Origin of the sequence: Microcoleus sp. N9_A2 (genome assembly GCF_036701775.1) — a bacterium.
Taxonomy (GTDB): Bacteria; Cyanobacteriota; Cyanobacteriia; order Cyanobacteriales; family Microcoleaceae; genus Microcoleus.
Genome location: NZ_JAUBRH010000028.1, coordinates 39,003 through 56,479 on the forward strand (window position 1 = coordinate 39,003; position 17,477 = coordinate 56,479).

General features: G+C 42.3%; 15 protein-coding genes. 13 read left to right on the top strand and 2 right to left on the bottom strand.

Features of this window, described 5'->3' with window-relative positions; all coding sequences use genetic code 11:
- Nucleotides 1–11: 11 nt before the first annotated feature.
- On the bottom strand, nt 12–800 hold the full coding sequence (locus QUA44_RS17185) for a class I SAM-dependent methyltransferase (RefSeq protein ID WP_333252608.1): 789 nt from the start codon (nt 798–800) through the stop codon (nt 12–14).
- A 16-nt stretch (nt 801–816) separates the two neighbouring features.
- On the bottom strand, nt 817–1,500 hold the full coding sequence (locus QUA44_RS17190; RefSeq protein WP_333252610.1) for a methyltransferase domain-containing protein: 684 nt from the start codon (nt 1,498–1,500) through the stop codon (nt 817–819).
- Between the two features lie 457 nt (nt 1,501–1,957).
- On the opposite strand from QUA44_RS17190, the gene QUA44_RS17195 reads away from it, so the two are divergent.
- The 13 genes from QUA44_RS17195 to QUA44_RS17255 all read left to right on the top strand — a co-directional run.
- On the top strand, nt 1,958–3,691 hold the full coding sequence (locus QUA44_RS17195) for a tetratricopeptide repeat protein (RefSeq protein WP_333252612.1): 1,734 nt from the start codon (nt 1,958–1,960) through the stop codon (nt 3,689–3,691).
- A gap of 382 nt (nt 3,692–4,073) precedes the next feature.
- On the top strand, nt 4,074–5,063 hold the full coding sequence (gene pseB, locus QUA44_RS17200) for a UDP-N-acetylglucosamine 4,6-dehydratase (inverting) (RefSeq protein WP_333252614.1): 990 nt from the start codon (nt 4,074–4,076) through the stop codon (nt 5,061–5,063).
- The gene (gene pseC / locus QUA44_RS17205) at nt 5,021–6,226 is read left to right on the top strand and encodes a UDP-4-amino-4,6-dideoxy-N-acetyl-beta-L-altrosamine transaminase (protein WP_333252616.1); all 1,206 of its coding nucleotides are present in this window, start codon (nt 5,021–5,023) and stop codon (nt 6,224–6,226) included. Before pseB ends, pseC begins: the two co-directional genes overlap by 43 nt.
- On the top strand, nt 6,223–6,960 hold the full coding sequence (locus QUA44_RS17210) for a glycosyltransferase family protein (RefSeq protein WP_333252618.1): 738 nt from the start codon (nt 6,223–6,225) through the stop codon (nt 6,958–6,960). Before pseC ends, QUA44_RS17210 begins: the two co-directional genes overlap by 4 nt.
- Nucleotides 6,950–7,606: a pseudaminic acid biosynthesis-associated methylase gene (locus QUA44_RS17215; RefSeq protein WP_333252620.1), complete on the top strand. Its 657-nt coding sequence runs from the start codon at nt 6,950–6,952 to the stop codon at nt 7,604–7,606. The genes QUA44_RS17210 and QUA44_RS17215 overlap by 11 nt, the downstream gene beginning before the upstream one ends.
- A gap of 13 nt (nt 7,607–7,619) precedes the next feature.
- Nucleotides 7,620–8,774 (top strand): N-acetyl sugar amidotransferase, encoded by a 1,155-nt coding sequence (locus QUA44_RS17220; RefSeq protein WP_333252623.1) that lies wholly within the window; start codon nt 7,620–7,622, stop codon nt 8,772–8,774.
- A gap of 9 nt (nt 8,775–8,783) precedes the next feature.
- Entirely contained in the window at nt 8,784–9,401 is a 618-nt protein-coding gene (gene hisH / locus QUA44_RS17225) for an imidazole glycerol phosphate synthase subunit HisH (protein ID WP_333252625.1), read from the top strand.
- Between the two features lie 6 nt (nt 9,402–9,407).
- Complete coding sequence (gene wbuZ / locus QUA44_RS17230) at nt 9,408–10,166, top strand: glycosyl amidation-associated protein WbuZ (protein ID WP_333252627.1); 759 nt, start codon at nt 9,408–9,410, stop codon at nt 10,164–10,166.
- Nucleotides 10,167–10,312: 146 nt separating this feature from the next.
- Nucleotides 10,313–11,236 (top strand): methyltransferase domain-containing protein, encoded by a 924-nt coding sequence (locus QUA44_RS17235; protein ID WP_333276632.1) that lies wholly within the window; start codon nt 10,313–10,315, stop codon nt 11,234–11,236.
- Nucleotides 11,205–12,908, top strand: a complete 1,704-nt coding sequence (pseG, locus tag QUA44_RS17240; RefSeq protein WP_333252632.1) for a UDP-2,4-diacetamido-2,4,6-trideoxy-beta-L-altropyranose hydrolase — start codon at nt 11,205–11,207, stop codon at nt 12,906–12,908. The genes QUA44_RS17235 and pseG overlap by 32 nt, the downstream gene beginning before the upstream one ends.
- 116 nt (nt 12,909–13,024) lie before the next feature.
- Nucleotides 13,025–14,077 carry a pseudaminic acid synthase gene (gene pseI, locus QUA44_RS17245; RefSeq protein ID WP_333252634.1) on the top strand — a complete coding sequence of 351 codons (1,053 nt, stop codon included), beginning with the start codon at nt 13,025–13,027 and terminating at the stop codon, nt 14,075–14,077.
- A gap of 35 nt (nt 14,078–14,112) precedes the next feature.
- Nucleotides 14,113–15,621, top strand: coding sequence for a hypothetical protein (locus QUA44_RS17250; protein WP_333252636.1), 1,509 nt, complete (start codon nt 14,113–14,115; stop codon nt 15,619–15,621).
- A 148-nt stretch (nt 15,622–15,769) separates the two neighbouring features.
- The coding region (locus QUA44_RS17255; protein ID WP_333309808.1) for a sulfotransferase at nt 15,770–17,477 on the top strand (1,708 nt) is incomplete at its 3' end.

The window sequence follows — 17,477 nt, forward strand, 5'->3', positions numbered from 1 at the left end:
CAATCTAGAACTCACCGCCGCATCGCTACTAAAGCAAAGCACGGCCCGTGAGGAGTGTGAGGCTGATCGAAGTTGATGCGGATGTCGGTTAACCCAAAATAGGTCAAACATGACATGATATCTTCACGGCTCATCCAGTTACTAAATCGACTGCTGCCACCGCAGAAACCAGCAGCTTTTACTTCACCTTTGTATTCCCCATATTCTTGACGGTAAAGCATATGTTTAAAGCCTTGATACTCAGCAGCAGTCTTCTCGGCAAACCTTGGGGAAAGGTAAGGAGTGCTGCGGATTATATTCTCGTCATAGTAGTGAGTCCATATAAAAACTCGGTCTGAAACTTGAGCAATCAAGCCGATCAGCTCAGCAGGGTTTGTCATGTGGTACAGTATGCCGCTGGCGAAGCAAGTATCAAATTTGCCTGGATTTAACCGCAAGTATTCTACACAATCACCGCAAAGAAAGCGAGAATTGTGAAGTCCCACGACTTCTTTAACAATTAGGCATTTTAGATAAGCGCGAGTGCTGGCCTCAACTGCTGTAATCGATGCTGCTCCCAGTTTCTCTAGCATATAGGTGTGTCCCGCTTCTAGTGGCCCTAGTTCCAGGATATTCTTGCCTTTAATTTCCCCTAATTGCTCAACAGCCCAGGTGATGCGAGCATCATCAAACAGTCCGCTTTGTCCTGCATTTAGTAATGACAAATCCCCTGGCAACTTAGATGCCCATTCACCTTGAAAAATATCCAGCGCATTCTGTATGTTTGGTGCAGATTTGACATAATAATCAATGATTTCCATAAGCTTAGTGTTATTTTTAAACGTGCAATATTTTTCGGAAAATACAAATAAATTCACCACAATTTTCTTGAAATAGTTCTACCTCCAAACCTACTGATAGATTTTGCTGAAAGTATTGAATTAACTCAGAGAAAGTCTCTGGCGTCCAGACGTGGTAATGAATGCTGTAATCTATATCTAGTAAAGCCTGTACGCGAGAGGCTACCTGCGGTTCGGGAAATTTTTCGACTAATCTGACATATTCCTCAAAATGAGATAGTCTTGACCATTCCGGCCCTTCTTTGTAGTCCCGAATTAGGTGGTCGAGTGAAGTCAGGGGCCGATCGCGATCGAATATATAGCGCTTGTCGGGTACGCCCATGTACACAATTCCTCCCGGTTTGACAACTCTCAAAAAGTTTTCCAAAGCGCCGATCGGATTTTGACAGTGTTCTATCATGTGATTGGCAATGACAAAATCCCACGAGTTATCTGGTGTGCCTGCAAGAGTTTCACCGTCATCTATAATATCAACCTCTGCGAGGTTGACCCCAGCTAGCTCCGGGTAGTGTCTCCTTAATTCTTCTACGGGCATCCGATCTATGTAATGAACTTTAACCTCAGCAGGAACTTCTAGAGGAGCGTTCAGCGGGCCCACCTCAATTCCCTCACCTTTCAAGTATTGAGAAGCTATTTCTCTTCTTTTTGCGTACAGATCCATAATTTATTGTTTTGTCTTGCGAGTTGGGATGTGACTCCTCACTACAGAGGTGGAACCCGATCGACCTTTCTAGTTTACCCGATCGCGCGGGGAATGTCGATCGCTTGAGTGCGATCGTCTTCGTGTGTTGATGTTTGGGGTAATATCTATTGTTAAGCTCGATGGCTTAGGGCAAGGGGGCGATCGCCCATATATAATACATGGTTTTGCGGGAACATCCTCAGAGGGCTGAAGTCTGATATCCTTGGGAAGGCAACGGCTTGAGTTCGTTGGGAGTTCATTGGGGGCGATCGGGCAAAATTCCCCCAAAGTTGTGGTAGACTCCTAAAAAATCCTTGTGGCAGTAGTTTGTCCCATAACGACTAGGGGCCAATAATTGCCGATTGGGAATTAAAAACTTATTCAACTAACTAACTAGGTCAATAAATCAAAATAATACATTAAATTAGTTAGCATTATGAAAGTAGTAAATTCTGATTATGAATTGCCCCCAAGTGAAATGTATGTTAACAATATTCTATCTCAACTTCATCACACTCAGGGGGAGTGGGAAAAATTTGATGTACCAGTGGATAAAACTCAAAGCCAATTGGAGAACTTGCAAGATCAGTACCAGCAAATTATAGGAGAACTCCAACAGGCTAAGTCTCAAAATCGCGCTTACCAAAATCAACTACAACAATTTCAAAAGGATACAGTAGTTAAATTAAATCAACTGTGCGAATTCTACGCAGCCCAATGTCAACTCAATGACGCATCGACGTGCAAAAATTGGGGAAATCTCTTCCAAACTCTCGGGCAAATCGACGAGGCCAAGTATTGGTACAATAAAGCCCTAGAAATCAATCCTAATTTTGCGACAGCTTTAGCGAACCTTGGCACTATGTACGCTCAACAGCAGCAGTGGCCAGAAGCGATTACCTGTTATCAAAAAGCGATCGCCATTCAGCCCAACTTACCTGGACTTTATCGTAACTTTGCCAAAGTTTTGTCGCAAACTGGGAAGCCAGAAGAAGCAGCAGAGTGCATATATTTGGCCTTGGCCCTCGAACCGGAAAAAGCTACAGCTTTTGAATACTTCAACTTAGGCAATATTCTGTTAGATAAAAATAAGCCGGAACGGGCAATTATCTGTCACCGTCGCGCCATTCATTTAAACCAGAATTTCGCTGCATCTCACTACAAATTAGGGGAAATATTGAAATCCTGCGGTCAGTGGGAAGAAGCTATAGTCCACTATCAAAAAGCCATTGTAATCCAGCCCGACTTATCTGATGCTCACAATAAGTTAGGAGATTTATTTCAAGAGAAAGGACTTTTAGATGAAGCCGTAGGCGCTTATCAGTCAGCTTTGAAGCACGCTCCTGATTTATTTTTGTATCATTACAATTTAGCCAAGGTTCTGCTAGAACAGGAAAAATGGGAAGAAGCTGCCCTTGCCTGCGAACGAGCTACTGAACTAAACCCAAATTTTCCTTGGTCTTACTACAGCCTAGGGGACGTTCGTTTAAAACTAGAACAATGGGAAGAAGCTGCTGTTGCCTACCGCCGTGCTATTGAACTCAACCCCAATTTCTTCAGCTCACACCACAGCTTAGGTGATGCTCTTTTCAAATTAGAACAATGGGAGGAAGCCGCCGCAGCCTACAGTCACGCCAGCGAACTTAATCCAGATTTCTTTTGGTCTGGGTACAATTTAGGCCAAGCTTTTCTCAAGCTAGAAAAATGGGAAGAAGCTGTTGCCACTTATCAGCGCGTTATTGAACTCAACCCAGATTTCCCTTGGTCTTACAACTGTTTAGGGGAAGCTTGCCTCAAACTAGAAAAATGGGAAGAAGCTGTTACCGCTTACCAGCGCGTTATTGAGCTAAACCCTGACACCCCTTGGTGTTACTACCATTTAGGGGAAGCTCTGCTAAAGCTGGAACAATGGGAGGATGCTACCGCTATCTACGGCCAAGGCATTTCCCTAGCTCCTGACTTGCCTTGGCCTTACCGCAATTTAGGGGATGCCTTATTGAAACTGGGTAAATACGAGGAAGCGGTATCTTGTTACCGCCATGCGGTTGAGTTAAACCCTGATGTTGCCGAGATTTACTATGACTTAGGGGAAAGTTTGGCAAAACTCGGCCGGCTTGAAGAAGCAATATCTTATTACCGCCGTGTTGTTGAGTTGACTTCGGACAAATGACAAAAGTAGAATATGTTATTAACTAACCCTACTGTAGTGAAGTAGAGGTAAATCCAGGAGTATGTGGAGGCGATATATCTGATGTTGCAGGAGCAGGAGGCGGAGGATTGTGCGATCGTCCCCACTGGTGTCAGTTCTGCCTTTTAGTAAAGACCTTGTTAAAAGTAGGATATCAGGAACTGTTTATAGATTGTTACCGTCCTGAGTTAGAGTTAGTGAACGGGGAGGTGTATTATGTTTAAGGAGGACTATTGATGAAATCAGGCTAGCTAAAGAAGGCAATTTCTTCTTATGGTGATGCTCTGGCTCTAATTAGAGAGAGGAAACTGGCTTGCTGGTTCTTTTGATTAGTTAATTGTCTATGAACCTAAAAAGGAGTTCAATGTTTAACGATAAAACAATTTTGATTACGGGCGGTACAGGTTCATTTGGCAAAAAATGTGTTGAAACTCTTCTGAGTCAGTATCAACCTAAAAAAATCATTGTGTATTCACGGGATGAACTCAAGCAGTTTGAGATGGCCCAAAAGTTCGACTCTCTGTTAATGCGTTACTTCATAGGAGATGTCAGGGATGAAAAACGTTTAGCACTGGCTATGCGAGAAGTCGATTATGTCATCCATGCCGCCGCACTTAAGCACATTCCCGTAGCAGAATACAATCCAATGGAGTGCATTAAGACCAACATTAATGGGGCGGATAACGTCATTAATGTGGCTCTGGAACAAGGGGTTGACAAAGTGATTGCTCTATCTACCGATAAAGCCGTTAATCCCATTAACCTTTATGGAGCGACAAAACTAGCCGCAGATAAATTATTTGTTGCAGCCAATAACCTCGCTGGAGATCGGAAAACTCGCTTTTCTGTTGTTCGCTATGGTAATGTTTTGGGATCAAGGGGTTCGGTTGTCCCTTTTTTCCAGAAATTGATTCAAGAGGGCGCGACTGAAATCCCAATTACAGACCCACGGATGACTCGGTTTTGGATTACCCTCAATCAAGGCATTGATTTCGTCCTCAAGAATTTTACGAGGATGCAAGGAGGAGAAATTTTTGTCCCTAAAATCCCTTCTATGAAAATGACCGATATGGCAGAAGCTCTAGCACCTGGTGTCCCTCATAAAACTGTGGGCATTAGACCGGGTGAAAAACTCCATGAAGTCATGTGTCCCGTTGAGTCCTCCCACTTAACTTTAGAATTTGATGACCATTATGTAATTACGCCCACCATTGAATATTCCTATAGCCTTGATTATGCTACTAATGCTTTAGGGGAGCAGGGGATTTCTGTGGCTCCAGATTTTGTTTATAGTTCAGATGTAAATCAAGAATGGTTGACTGCGACCCAGTTATTAGAGATGCTCAAGCCATGAATGAGTTTATCCCCTATGGTCGCCAAGATATATCTCAAGCCGATATTGATGCTGTGGTTGAGGTGTTGCGCTCGGACTGGATTACTCAAGGCCCGGCGATAGAAAGATTTGAGAAATCAGTCGCTGAGTATTGTGGGGCTAAGTATGCAGTGGCGGTTTCCAGTGCAACGGCCGGTTTGCACATAGCTTGCTTGGCAGCAGGTTTAAGTGCAGGCGATGTCCTCTGGACTTCTACGAATACCTTTGTAGCCTCAGCCAACTGTGGGTTATACTGTGGTGCAGATGTCGATTTTGTCGATATTGACCCCCATACTTACAATCTCAGCATGGAAGTGCTAGAGCAGAAACTCACTCATGCTGAACTAGAGGGAAAACTGCCGAAAGTGGTGGTTCCCGTTCATTTTGCGGGACAGTCTTGCGAGATGGAACGGATTTTAGCCCTGTCACGAAAGTATGGTTTTACTATTCTGGAGGATGCGTCTCATGCTATTGGGGCTAGATATCAGGATAATCCTGTCGGAAGTTGTTTATTTTCCGATATAGGCGTGTTCAGCTTCCATCCTGTAAAAATTATCACCACAGGGGAAGGGGGAATGGTAGTGACCAATCGAGCAGATTTATACGAAAAGCTGATTCGGTTGCGGACACATGGGATTACCCGCAACCCCGAGTTAATGAGAGGTGAGTCTCACGGGTTGTGGTACTACCAGCAGCTAGAGTTGGGATTCAACTACCGGATGACGGACATTCAGGCAGCATTGGGCGCGAGTCAGATGCAAAGGCTAGATGAGTTTGTGTCGTGTCGTAGGCTGTTGGCAGAAGGTTATAATAGCTTGTTGCAGGATTTTCCCTTAGTTTTACCTTGGCAACATCCTGATACTGAGTCGAGTTGGCATCTGTATGTAATTCGGCTGAAGCTAGATAAAATTGGTAAAACTCATCGACAAGTATTTGAGGAATTACGAGCAGCCAAAATAGGAGTAAATTTGCACTATATTCCTGTACATATTCAACCTTATTATCAAAACTTAGGTTTTAAAGTTGCTGATTTTCCCCAAGCAGAAAAATATTATCAAGAAGCTATTAGTCTTCCAATGTACTCTAGCTTAACAAAAGCAAACCAAGAGCGAGTTGTAGCTGTTCTTAGAGATATTTTTACATGAAAACTGTGATTATCGTTCAAGCAAGAATTACATCTACCCGTTTACCTGGAAAGGTACTTAAGCAGGTATTGGGAAAACCTTTGCTCGAATACCAGATTGAAAGACTACAACGAGTGAAGCTGGCAAATGAAATAGTCATTGCTACTACCACTAATGAAACAGATGAAGCCATTGTTGAATTATGTAACCGTCTTGCTGTTGCTTACTTTCGGGGTTCGGAAGAAGATGTGTTAGGAAGATATTATCAAGCAGCTACGGAACACAAAGTAGATATAGTGGTTCGGGTAACTTCCGACTGTCCTTTAATTGACCCTAAAGTTATTGATGAGGTGATTAATTTATATCTTAAAAATCAATCCAACTATGATTATGTTTCTAACTCCTTAGAAAGAACTTATCCCAGAGGGATGGATACTGAAGTGTTTTCTTTTTCAACATTGCAACAGGCTTTTTTGGAAGCGACAGCACCATCAGATCGCGAGCACGTAACTCCGTTTATTCACCGACAACCAGCACGATATCGTTTGGGTCATGTTATTTACTCTGAAGATTGTAGTCACCATCGATGGACAGTAGATACGCCCGAAGATTTTGAGTTGATTCAGAAAATAATCGAAGAAATTTATCCGAAAAAACCTAATTTTACGTTAGAAGATTGCTTGAGTTTACTAAAAAAGCATCCAGAGTGGTACATTATTAATAGTCATGTAAGTCAAAAAAACTATGATAAATAAATCAACACAACCCGAAGATGTGAATTTCGTGACAGAACAGGAAAAATTTTGGAGCCAGGGGTTTGGTGATGAATATACTCATCGGAATCAAGGAGATAGCTTAATTGCTCGGAACTTAGCCTTATTCAGTAAAATTTTTTCTCACACTCAAAAAATAAATTCATTGATTGAATTTGGAGCCAATAGAGGACTCAATATAGAAGCCATAAAAAAGCTATTGCCTGAGTTAGAAGTATCTGCGGTTGAGATTAACAATTTAGCAGTTCAAGAACTCAGAAAAATAGAAGGGATGGAGTTAGAAATCTACCCTCAATCAATTTTGGATTTCAACCCAATACGGGTTTGGGATTTTGTACTAATCAAAGGGGTACTAATTCATATTAACCCTAATTGTTTAGAACAAGTTTATGATCGATTGTACGAAAGCAGCGATCGCTATATTTGTCTTGTTGAATACTATAATCCTACTCCTGTTGAGATAACTTACAGGGGTCATCAAGGCAAGTTATTTAAGCGAGATTTTGCAGGGGAACTGCTGGATCGGTTTAAAAATTTGCAACTTTTGGATTATGGATTCGTCTATCACCGGGATATCCACTTTCCTCAAGACGATTTAACTTGGTTCTTACTAGAAAAAACTTCCTAAAGGAGATACTTCAATGATTCGATATTGTAATTGTTGCGTGATGCCAGAAACTAAGCCCGATTTGTTCATTGATGAAGAGGGAATTTGTAGTGCCTGCCGTAATATGGAGAAGCGGCAAGCGGTTGATTGGGAATCTCGAAAACAAGAGTTACTAAAGGTACTTGATCGCTATCGGTCAAAAGATGGAAGTAACTACGACTGTATTGTTCCAGTTAGTGGTGGCAAGGATAGCCATTTTCAAGTAATCAGGATGCTGGAACTTGGCATGAATCCTCTATGTGTAACTTCCACAACAGATAAATTGTCGGATATTGGAAGGCGTAATATTGAGAACTTGAAAAACTTGGGAGTTGACTACATTGAGGTGACAGTTAACCCATCAGTGCGACGAACCATTAATAAGTTAGCCCTAACTCAGATTGGTGATATTTCTTGGCCTGAACACGTTGTTATCTTTACTATTCCTGTGCGGATTGCTGTACAATTCAATATTCCTTTAATCATTTGGGGAGAAAATCCTCAGAATGAATATGGGGGGCCTGCTAGTGCCACAGAAAACAATACACTGACCAGAAGATGGTTGGAAGAGTTTGGAGGATTGTTAGGACTGCGGGTTTCTGATTTGATTAGCCAGGAAGGAATTGAACGAAAACATCTGATTCAATATAGTTATCCTTCAGATGAAGATTTGCAAAGGGTAGGATTAACTGGCTTGTTTTTAGGTTACTACTTGCCGTGGGATGGTTATCAGAATGCTCTGTATGCACAAGCTCACGGTTTTGAGACTTATCACAAACCAGTAGAAGGTTCTTTGGTTAATTACGAAAATCTTGACAATTATCAAACGGGAATTCATGATTATTTCAAATTCTTGAAATATGGCTTTGGGCGGGCAAGTGACCTAGCTTGTTTGCATATTCGGAGGGGGCGATTGTCGAGACAAGATGCTATTAAGTTACTAAGAATGCACGATGGTAAGTTTCCTTGGGTATATCTTGGTTGTCATATTGAGGAAATCTTGAAAGACGTTGATATGACTTTAGATGAGTTTATCCACATTTGCGATCGCTTCACAAACAAGAAGTTATTTGTTTGTGATTCTCGTGGAAATCTCGTAAAAGATAAGGACGGCAATCTGACCAAGATTAACTACGATAATCTGGATTAAGTAATCTATATGAAAAAGGTAGTAATTACGGACTACGGAATGGGCAATCTAGATTCTGTGGCACGCGCGGTGCAAGAATGTGGGGGCGACCCTCTGATTAGCAACAAAGCGGAGGATTTTGAGGAAGCCCACTATATTATTCTTCCTGGTGTTGGAGCTTTTTCTACTGGGATGAAGCATCTCAGTGCTTCCGGCTTAAATGAAATCTTACGGGAACAAGTCATCAATCAAGGTATCCCTTTTTTGGGCATTTGCTTAGGGATGCAGCTTTTAGCAAAAAAGGGTCTCGAAGGAGGAGAAACTCAAGGGCTAGGCTGGATTGAGGGAGAAGTTAAACGGTTAGAATCTGATACACCGGATATTCGCATTCCCCATGTTGGCTGGAATGAAGTGATTTTTAATAAACCTTCACCCTTGTTTGAGGGAATTACTACGGGTAAAGATTTTTATTTTGTCCATAGCTATCACTTTTTATGTCAACATTCGCAAGAGGCGATCGCTCATACCCCCTACTGTGGTAACTTTGTCTCTGCCGTAAACAAAGACAATATATTTGGTGTCCAGTTTCACCCGGAAAAAAGCCAACGTTTAGGATTCCATGTCCTCAGAAACTTTCTCGCCCTTTAAAGTTTTATGCTCAAAATCCGCGTAATGCCCACGTTAATGTTTAAAAACTTTGGTCTAGTTAAGAGCGTTCAGTTTAATAGCTGGCGGCGAATTGGCAGCGTTATGCAGGCTGTCAAAGTTTATAATCTGCGCGAAGTGGATGAATTGGTATTTTTAGACATTAGTGCAACTCCAGATGGGCATCCTCCTGATTTTGAGACAGTTGATGAAATTGCCGATGAATGTTTTATGCCTCTGACAGTCGGGGGAGGAGTTCAGTCAGTAGCAGATGTCAGACGCTTATTGCAAGTTGGTGCTGATAAAGTTGCTATCAATACCGCCGCCGTACAAAATCCAGACCTGATTCAGCTAGCAGCCCAACAGTTTGGTTCTCAGTGTGTTGTGATTTCAATTGATGTCAAGAAACACTCAAATGGCACTTATGAAGTATTTACTCATGCTGGAACTCAACCCACGGGGAAAGACCCAGTAATGTGGGCAAAGGAAGTGGAATCTTTGGGGGCTGGGGAAATCCTCTTGACATCCATTGAGCAGGATGGAACGATGACAGGTTATGATACAGAGTTGACAAAAAATGTTAGTCATGCAGTCTCGATTCCAGTTATTGCATCGGGGGGGGCTGGTAGTTATCAAGATATGGCTTCAGTTTTGGTAGAAGGAAGAGCCTCGGCAGTTGCTGCTGCTAGTATTTTCCACTTTACTCAGCAGACTCCTTTGGAAGCCAAGCATTTTTTAAACGGTCTGGGATTAAACGTCCGACTATGATTTTTTATAATCGAGTAATCGAGGTATTGTTTCATCCACTGCGAACACATTTGTCCTTTTTCTAGAGTGAATAGTATTTAACCGAGGTATATACGGTGATAAGTAACACAGGAAATACAGATAGATTGAGAACGCTCATTCAAAAAATGAGACTAGCCTATCAGCGCGGTGACAATGCTATGGCGTGTGCTAGGGAAATCCTTGGCGACTCGGAAAACTCTTTAATTGCTACGCTAATTTCGTATGATTTGCAAGCAGGCTCCTACATTTCTGCGGTTAAAAATAATCCAGAATTTCAAGAACGTTGGTGTCACCAAGTGGCGAGCATTATCAACCCATTAATTAAAGACAAAAAACAATTTACATTGTTGGAAGTTGGTTGTGGTGAGGCGACCACCTTGCGTGGTGTACTTGCACAACTTTCTCATCTCCCAGACTATTGTCTTGGTTTTGATTTAAGCTGGTCAAGAGTTGCCCATGGCTTGCGCTATCTCTCAGAGAAACAGATACAGGCATCTTTATTTGTAGCAGATATGTTTAACATACCTCTGGCAGATGAGAGCATTGATATTGTTTACACTTCTCATTCCTTAGAACCTAATGGTGGTCAAGAAGAGAAAGCTATTAAAGAGTTACTTAGAGTCGCTCGCCATGCAGTAGTATTAATTGAGCCCATTTACGAGCTGGCTTCTGCAGAAGCTCAAGAACGTATGCGTTTCCATGGCTATATTCGGGGACTCAAAGATGTGGCAACTAAATTAGGCGCTGTAGTGACAGACTACAAATTACTGGATTTTACATCTAATCCTGTTAATCCTAGTGGACTGTTGATACTGGAAAAAGCTACAACTGTCAATTCTACTGTCGAAATATTCTGGTCTTGTCCTTTAACTCGTACAAAACTATCAGATATAGGTGATGTGTTTGAGTCTAAGGACACTGGCTTGGTTTATCCAGTATTGCGAGGCATCCCTATGTTGAACCCCTCACATGCCATTGTTGCTTCAGGAATAACTGACGGTACTATAGCAATCATAAATGATTCACAAAAATTTAGAAGTCACATCTGAATTAATACCAACCTACTCAGGATGGGTGAAGCCCGATGTGTTCACAAACGATTTAGGATTGCTATATAACCTGATTTTTGTAGCTGTTAGGAGTCAGTCAATGCAGGTCATTTTTCGCGTCGATTCATCTCAGCAAATTGGCACAGGACATCTAATCCGATGTCGGACATTGGCAGAGGAACTCCGCCAGCGAGGGGCCGATGTTCAATTCATCTGTCGAAACCTAGAGGGGAATCTCATTCACCTCCTCAGCCAAGTCGCCTTTCCTGTCACAGTGCTGCCCTCTCCAGAAAATCAGGATTTCCATGAGAGTGGAGAAAACTACGCAGCATGGCTAGGGGTTGCCCAAGAAACCGATGCAGCGGAAACCCTTGAGGCACTGACGAGTCAAAAACCTGACTGGCTGATTGTAGACCACTATGGGCTTGATAAGACCTGGCAAGGGATTTTGCGTCCCCAAGTGCATCAAATTTTAGCCGTTGATGACCTGGCGAACCGTTGCCATGACTGTGATATCCTGCTTGACCAAAACTACAGCCGAGAGGGAAAATCTCGCTATGGGGGATTAGTCGCCCAATCCTGTCGCTTACTCCTGGGATCTCGCTATGGGTTGTTAGGCAGGGAGTATGGGGCTTATCGTCAAACCCAATTGCCTCGGACTGGGAATGTGAGGCGAGTGCTGGTGTTTTTTGGCGGGACTGACTCCCAAAATATGACCGGGAAGGCACTGGAAGCTCTGTCGGCACTAGAGTTTAGGGAGTTAGCGGTGGATGTGGTGATGGGCGTGATGAATCCCTATCGGCGGGAAATTGAACGGCAGGCTGCCGAGAGAGAGCATACCGTGTTACATTATTCCCGTCCTCATTTAGCTGACTTGATGGCTCAGGCAGACTTGTCTATAGGAGCAGGGGGAACAACGACTTGGGAACGCCTGTGTTTGGGACTCCCTACCCTGGTGGTGAGTATTGCTGAGAATCAGGTGGCGGCTTGTGAAGCGTGTAACGAAGAAGGGGTGATCGGATATCTGGGAACTTCGGCTATAGTAGATGTTGAAGGATTACGAGTAGCGATCGCTTCTCTGCTGAGCAATCCCTCCCGTGTCAAGGAAATGTCTGCGAAAGCTCGCTTGCAAGTCGATGGACTGGGAACAAAACGAGTCGTCGAGTTACTAAAACCCACCTCTATCGATTCTCTCAGATTACGACTGGCAGAGGCTGAAGATTCTCCACTCTACTATGACTGGGTTAACGAGCCAGAAGTGCGTCACAACTCTTTCCACAGTGATCCAATTTCCTGGGAAAGTCATCAATCTTGGTTTCAGCGTAAACTTACAGACCCTAACTGTTATCTAGGCTTATTAGAAGCCAATGATCTGCCTGTAGGACAGATTCGTTTTGATATCCAGGGTGAAGAAGCCGTAGTTAACTACTCTTTGGATATATTGGTAAGGGGTCGAGGTTGGGCAACACATCTTGTCCGTCTGGGGATGGAACTCCTGAAAAATATTCAACCCACCTACGTCCGAGCCGAGGTAAAAGCCCAAAATGTGGCATCACGGGCAGTTTTTTTACGTTTAGGCTTCAAGGAAGACTATTCCCCATCCTTATATCCACAGGGCTTACAAACAGTCAGCGTCTTTCGCTTACCATTCTCTCTGACAGTTGAAAGATGAATCAATGTAACTGTTATATTAAAATTTCTCATTTTTTTTTACTTATCATTCAAAAAAATAACTCCACTACCTGAGAATTATTATATGATTCATGTAAACCTTTAATTACTGTTGCAATGAATATACAAATTTTTAATCGTTCAGTTGGTTCTCGCTTTGCACCCTTCATCATCGCCGAAATGTCCGGCAACCACAATCAATCCTTAGAAAGAGCATTAGAAATCGTTGAAGCAGCCGCAAAAACAGGGGTTCACGCACTAAAGCTTCAGACTTACACCGCCGAGACGATGACCCTAGACCTAAAAGAAGGTGAGTTTTTTATCAACGCCGGCAACTCCCTCTGGTCTGGTCAATCCCTATACCAACTCTACCAACAAGCCTACACCCCCTGGGAGTGGCACCAACCTATTTTCCAACGCTGCCAAGAACTCGGCATCATCGGCTTCAGCACCCCCTTTGACGAAACCGCCGTTGATTTCCTAGAATCCCTGAACGTCCCCTGCTACAAAATTGCCTCTTTTGAGAACACTGATATCCCCCTCATCCGCAAAGTTGCCAACACAGGTAAACCCATGATCATATCCACAGGCATGGCCACCATTGCCGAACTGGATGAAACCGTGCGTACTGCCCGGGACGCGGGATGTCAGGACTTAGTATTACTCAAATGCACCAGTACCTATCCCGCTACCCCAGAAAACAGCAACCTCCTGACCATTCCCCACCTGCGGGAACTGTTTGGCGTACAAGTGGGTCTATCTGACCACACCATGGGAGTGGGGGCAGCCGTTGCCAGTGTCGCTCTGGGTGCTACAGTGATCGAGAAGCACTTTACCCTATCCCGTGCCGATGGTGGCGTTGACTCCACCTTCTCGATGGAACCGGCGGAAATGGCGCAACTGGTGGTAGAATCTGAACGATCTTGGCAAGCACGGGGTAAGATTCACTATGGGTCAACTCAGGCTGAGGGAGCCTCTAGGATGTTTCGGCGAAGTCTGTATGTGGTACAGGATATAAAAGCCGGGGAGATGTTGACCACTGATAATGTCAGAGCTATTCGTCCAGGGTTAGGGTTGCCACCCAAATATTATGATATTCTGCTAGGGCAAGCTGTTAAGCGGGATATTAAAAGGGGTACACCTGTAACATGGGATTGCCTCAAAAGTTGATATTAATTAAGTTAAATCCCAAGAGCATATCTTAAATGGAAATCAATAAGTTAGGTCTCAATCGATTCTACGGTCACTCCGCTATTATAAAAAATTACTGTGGATATCCCCAAGAATCACCGTTGCCTTTAGTCATCCAGCATGGAGGCGGGGGATACTATAATCTTTTTGAAGTAACCAACGAGTATTTATTTGACTATTGGGTGTGGAATGAAGAGGTCAAGGAAATGAATATAAAAAGACACCATCTGCCACCCCAGACAATTCACGTTTTAGGCGCTCCTTTTATATACTTGGCCGATCAATTAAATCCATCATTGCCTTTGAAAAGGGAAGGAACAATTGCATTTCCTGCTCATTCAACTCCTTGTTGTCCAGCCCTAGAAAACTTTGAGGAGTACGCTCGTCAACTGCAAGCATTACCCGATAAATTCCATCCGATATCGGCTTGTTTCCATCCCTATGATATATCTCTAGGTCTGCACCTCCCTTTTGAAGAGAAAGGATTTATAGTAATATCCTGTATTCCCGATGTTATTACCTATTATCAACAAATTGTGAATAATCAAAGTTTTTTCTGGCAATTATATGAACAGTCTTATAGCGACTCTTACTTAACGAATTTTATAAATTATTGTGGTGGTAAAAAATATGCGACATCTAATATCTGGTCAACAGCTTCTTACTACTCTATCTATCTCGGTCTTGAGTTTTTCTTTTATGGAAATAAAAATCAGTATAGCCAAGGTGAGTATCCAGGAGCATTGCCTGAAGATATGGAATATTACCGGAAAATGGAAGATATTTTTAGGCTCAGAGACGATGCTGAAGTTGCAGATTTTGAAACTCAATGGCAAATCGCTTCTACGCGATTAGGCGTTAAACATAAAATGGGAAAGGATGAACTCTACTCCTACTTAACTAACTTGTATCAGTCTCGTCCTTATGTAGAAGGATTAAGGCAAAAGTTTGTTCTTCTTGATGAAACTCAAGTACAGGTACAAAACTTACAAATTCAACTTCAGCAATCTACGATTCAAAGTGAAGAAGTTAATGCTCAACTTCAGAAACTTCAATCAGAAAAAGATGCTTTACAGCTTCAAGTTAACCAAGTGCACTCAGTGAAAGAGATATGTCGATTTGTACTTAAGCAAACTCAATCGCAATTCGATCATTATTACCCAGGTTGGGCTGACGAAAAATTTCAACCCGATGTACACAGCATTAACTCAGATATAGATGTTCTGAATCAATTATTTGACCAACAAGAATCACTATTGAGTCACAAGAAAGCCTTAGAACTAGAACCAGTTAATCCTTTAGCATATCATAGGTTAGGTCAAGTATTGATAAAAATGGGTTATTTAGAAGAAGGAATATCCTGCTACAATCATTCTCTTTTATTGGATGAAAATTTAGCTATTGTTTATTCAGATTTAGCTGAAGCAATGGTTAAATTAGGGAGCCTGGAAAGGGCAATATTTTACTATCGTCGTGCAATTCATCTCAAATTGTTTAACAAACATGAATTGCACACAGAGTAGGCAGATGTGGGTTAGTTATTTGATTGATAGTTTATTATATCGTTTTCTTATGATGTAGATTTAAATGGAGATTTAAACTTTCACAGGTTTGTTAAAAAGTACACGGCATTTGAAAAATAAGTTTACATAATAGGAGTTGACACAAAATATGAACAATCATAGCAAGGAAAAATCGGATATTTTGGCGATCGTCAGTATGCACCGCTCGGGGAGTTCCTTGGTAGCATCCTTGCTGCAAAGTGCTGGTTTGCATATTGGTCGCAGCGTAATGTTATATCCAGATGAGGGAAATCGGAAGGGGTATTTTGAAAGTTTTGACTTTTGGCAGTTTCACCGCTCAGTGCTGCAATCGCAAGGGATCGATCCAGATGGTTGGACATTGCAGGAAAACATAGAAGTTGAAGATCGTTTTGTAGAAGAAGCAAAAAAAATTGTTTCCCAAAACTCACTAAGTGCTATTTGGGGATGGAAGGAACCGCGGACGACTCTTTTTTTAGATTTCTGGGCAAAAATGCTGCCAGAAGCTAACTTTTTACTTCTTTATCGTTCACCTTGGGAAGTGATTGATTCTCTGTATCGGCGATACGATCCTTTATTTCAAAGTCAGCCTGAATTAGCGGTAAAAATCTGGCTTCACTACAACAAAAAAATTCTTAATTTTTATAACCACTCTTCCAGTCGCTGTCTGTTGGTTAATCTTTCGACACTCGTCAACAACAAAGAATTATATATTCAGGCAATAAATCAAAAATTTCATACTAATTTGATTGCTCCAGCATCAACCATTTACGACCCATCCTTGCTGCGTTCTCAAGGACGGGATAGTTATAGACCTAGCTTGATCGAACATTATTTTCCTGAAGCGATAAAAATGTACCAGGAACTCGATGCTAGAGCATGGCAAGCGCAGGAGACACCAGATTTCTCTTGGCGCGAACTGATCGAACCATCGGTTTACAGATTCTGGGCTTTTCAAGACTGGGTAAATGCCCGCAAGCTGGAAAAAGAAAATCAAGAACTAGACTCTCAACTGAAGCCATTGCAGTCTCAAGTGCAACAAGCTGAGAGTTCATTAGAAAAATCGCAATCTCAACTGCAAGAAACCGAGAGTTCATTAGAAAAATCGCAATCTCAACTGCAAGAAACCGAGGGTTTATTAGAACAATCTCAATCTCAACTGCATCAGACTGAGAGTTTATTGGCACACTTCCAGTCTCAACTGCAACAGACTGAGGGTTTGTTAGAACAATCGCAGTCTCAACTGCATCAGACTGAGGGTTTGTTAGAACAATCGCAGTCTCAACTGCATCAGACTGAGGGTTTGTTAGAACAATCTCAGTCTCAACTGCATCAGACTGAGGGTTTGTTAGAACAATCTCAGTCTCAACTGCATCAGACTGAGGGTTTGTTAGAACAATCGCAGTCTCAACTGCATCAGACTGAGGGTTTGTTAGAACAATCGCAGTCTCAACTGCATCAAGCTCAAACTGAATTAGAACAATCGCAGTCTCAACTGCATCAAACTGAGGGTTTATTAGAACTATTACAAGATCAATTTTACCAAACTCAAGTTGAATTAGAACAATCCCAATCTCAACTGCAACATAACCATAGAGAAATAGAACAAACTAAGTGCCAAGTGGACGAAACCGAGAGTCTCTTAAAACAATCCCAATCTCAGTTGCAAGACACAGAGTCATCATTAGGGATATCTCTGTCTCAGTTGTTGCAGACAAGGGGAGAACTGGAAATATCTCAAGGTCAACACCATGAAACTAAGAGAAAATTAAAGCGATCGCAGTCTCAACATTACAAAACTCAAGAAGAACTGGAACAATCCCAGTCTCAACTGCATC

Bases quoted from the DNA above. Each gene is read 5' to 3' on its own strand.
- QUA44_RS17185 (WP_333252608.1), bottom strand. From the start codon at position 800: ATGGAAATCATTGATTATTATGTCAAATCTGCACCAAACATACAGAAT.
- QUA44_RS17190 (WP_333252610.1), bottom strand. From the start codon at position 1,500: ATGGATCTGTACGCAAAAAGAAGAGAAATAGCTTCTCAATACTTGAAA.
- QUA44_RS17195 (WP_333252612.1), top strand. From the start codon at position 1,958: ATGAAAGTAGTAAATTCTGATTATGAATTGCCCCCAAGTGAAATGTAT.
- pseB (WP_333252614.1), top strand. From the start codon at position 4,074: ATGTTTAACGATAAAACAATTTTGATTACGGGCGGTACAGGTTCATTT.
- pseC (WP_333252616.1), top strand. From the start codon at position 5,021: ATGGTTGACTGCGACCCAGTTATTAGAGATGCTCAAGCCATGAATGAG.
- QUA44_RS17210 (WP_333252618.1), top strand. From the start codon at position 6,223: ATGAAAACTGTGATTATCGTTCAAGCAAGAATTACATCTACCCGTTTA.
- QUA44_RS17215 (WP_333252620.1), top strand. From the start codon at position 6,950: ATGATAAATAAATCAACACAACCCGAAGATGTGAATTTCGTGACAGAA.
- QUA44_RS17220 (WP_333252623.1), top strand. From the start codon at position 7,620: ATGATTCGATATTGTAATTGTTGCGTGATGCCAGAAACTAAGCCCGAT.
- hisH (WP_333252625.1), top strand. From the start codon at position 8,784: ATGAAAAAGGTAGTAATTACGGACTACGGAATGGGCAATCTAGATTCT.
- wbuZ (WP_333252627.1), top strand. From the start codon at position 9,408: ATGCTCAAAATCCGCGTAATGCCCACGTTAATGTTTAAAAACTTTGGT.
- QUA44_RS17235 (WP_333276632.1), top strand. From the start codon at position 10,313: ATGAGACTAGCCTATCAGCGCGGTGACAATGCTATGGCGTGTGCTAGG.
- pseG (WP_333252632.1), top strand. From the start codon at position 11,205: ATGATTCACAAAAATTTAGAAGTCACATCTGAATTAATACCAACCTAC.
- pseI (WP_333252634.1), top strand. From the start codon at position 13,025: ATGAATATACAAATTTTTAATCGTTCAGTTGGTTCTCGCTTTGCACCC.
- QUA44_RS17250 (WP_333252636.1), top strand. From the start codon at position 14,113: ATGGAAATCAATAAGTTAGGTCTCAATCGATTCTACGGTCACTCCGCT.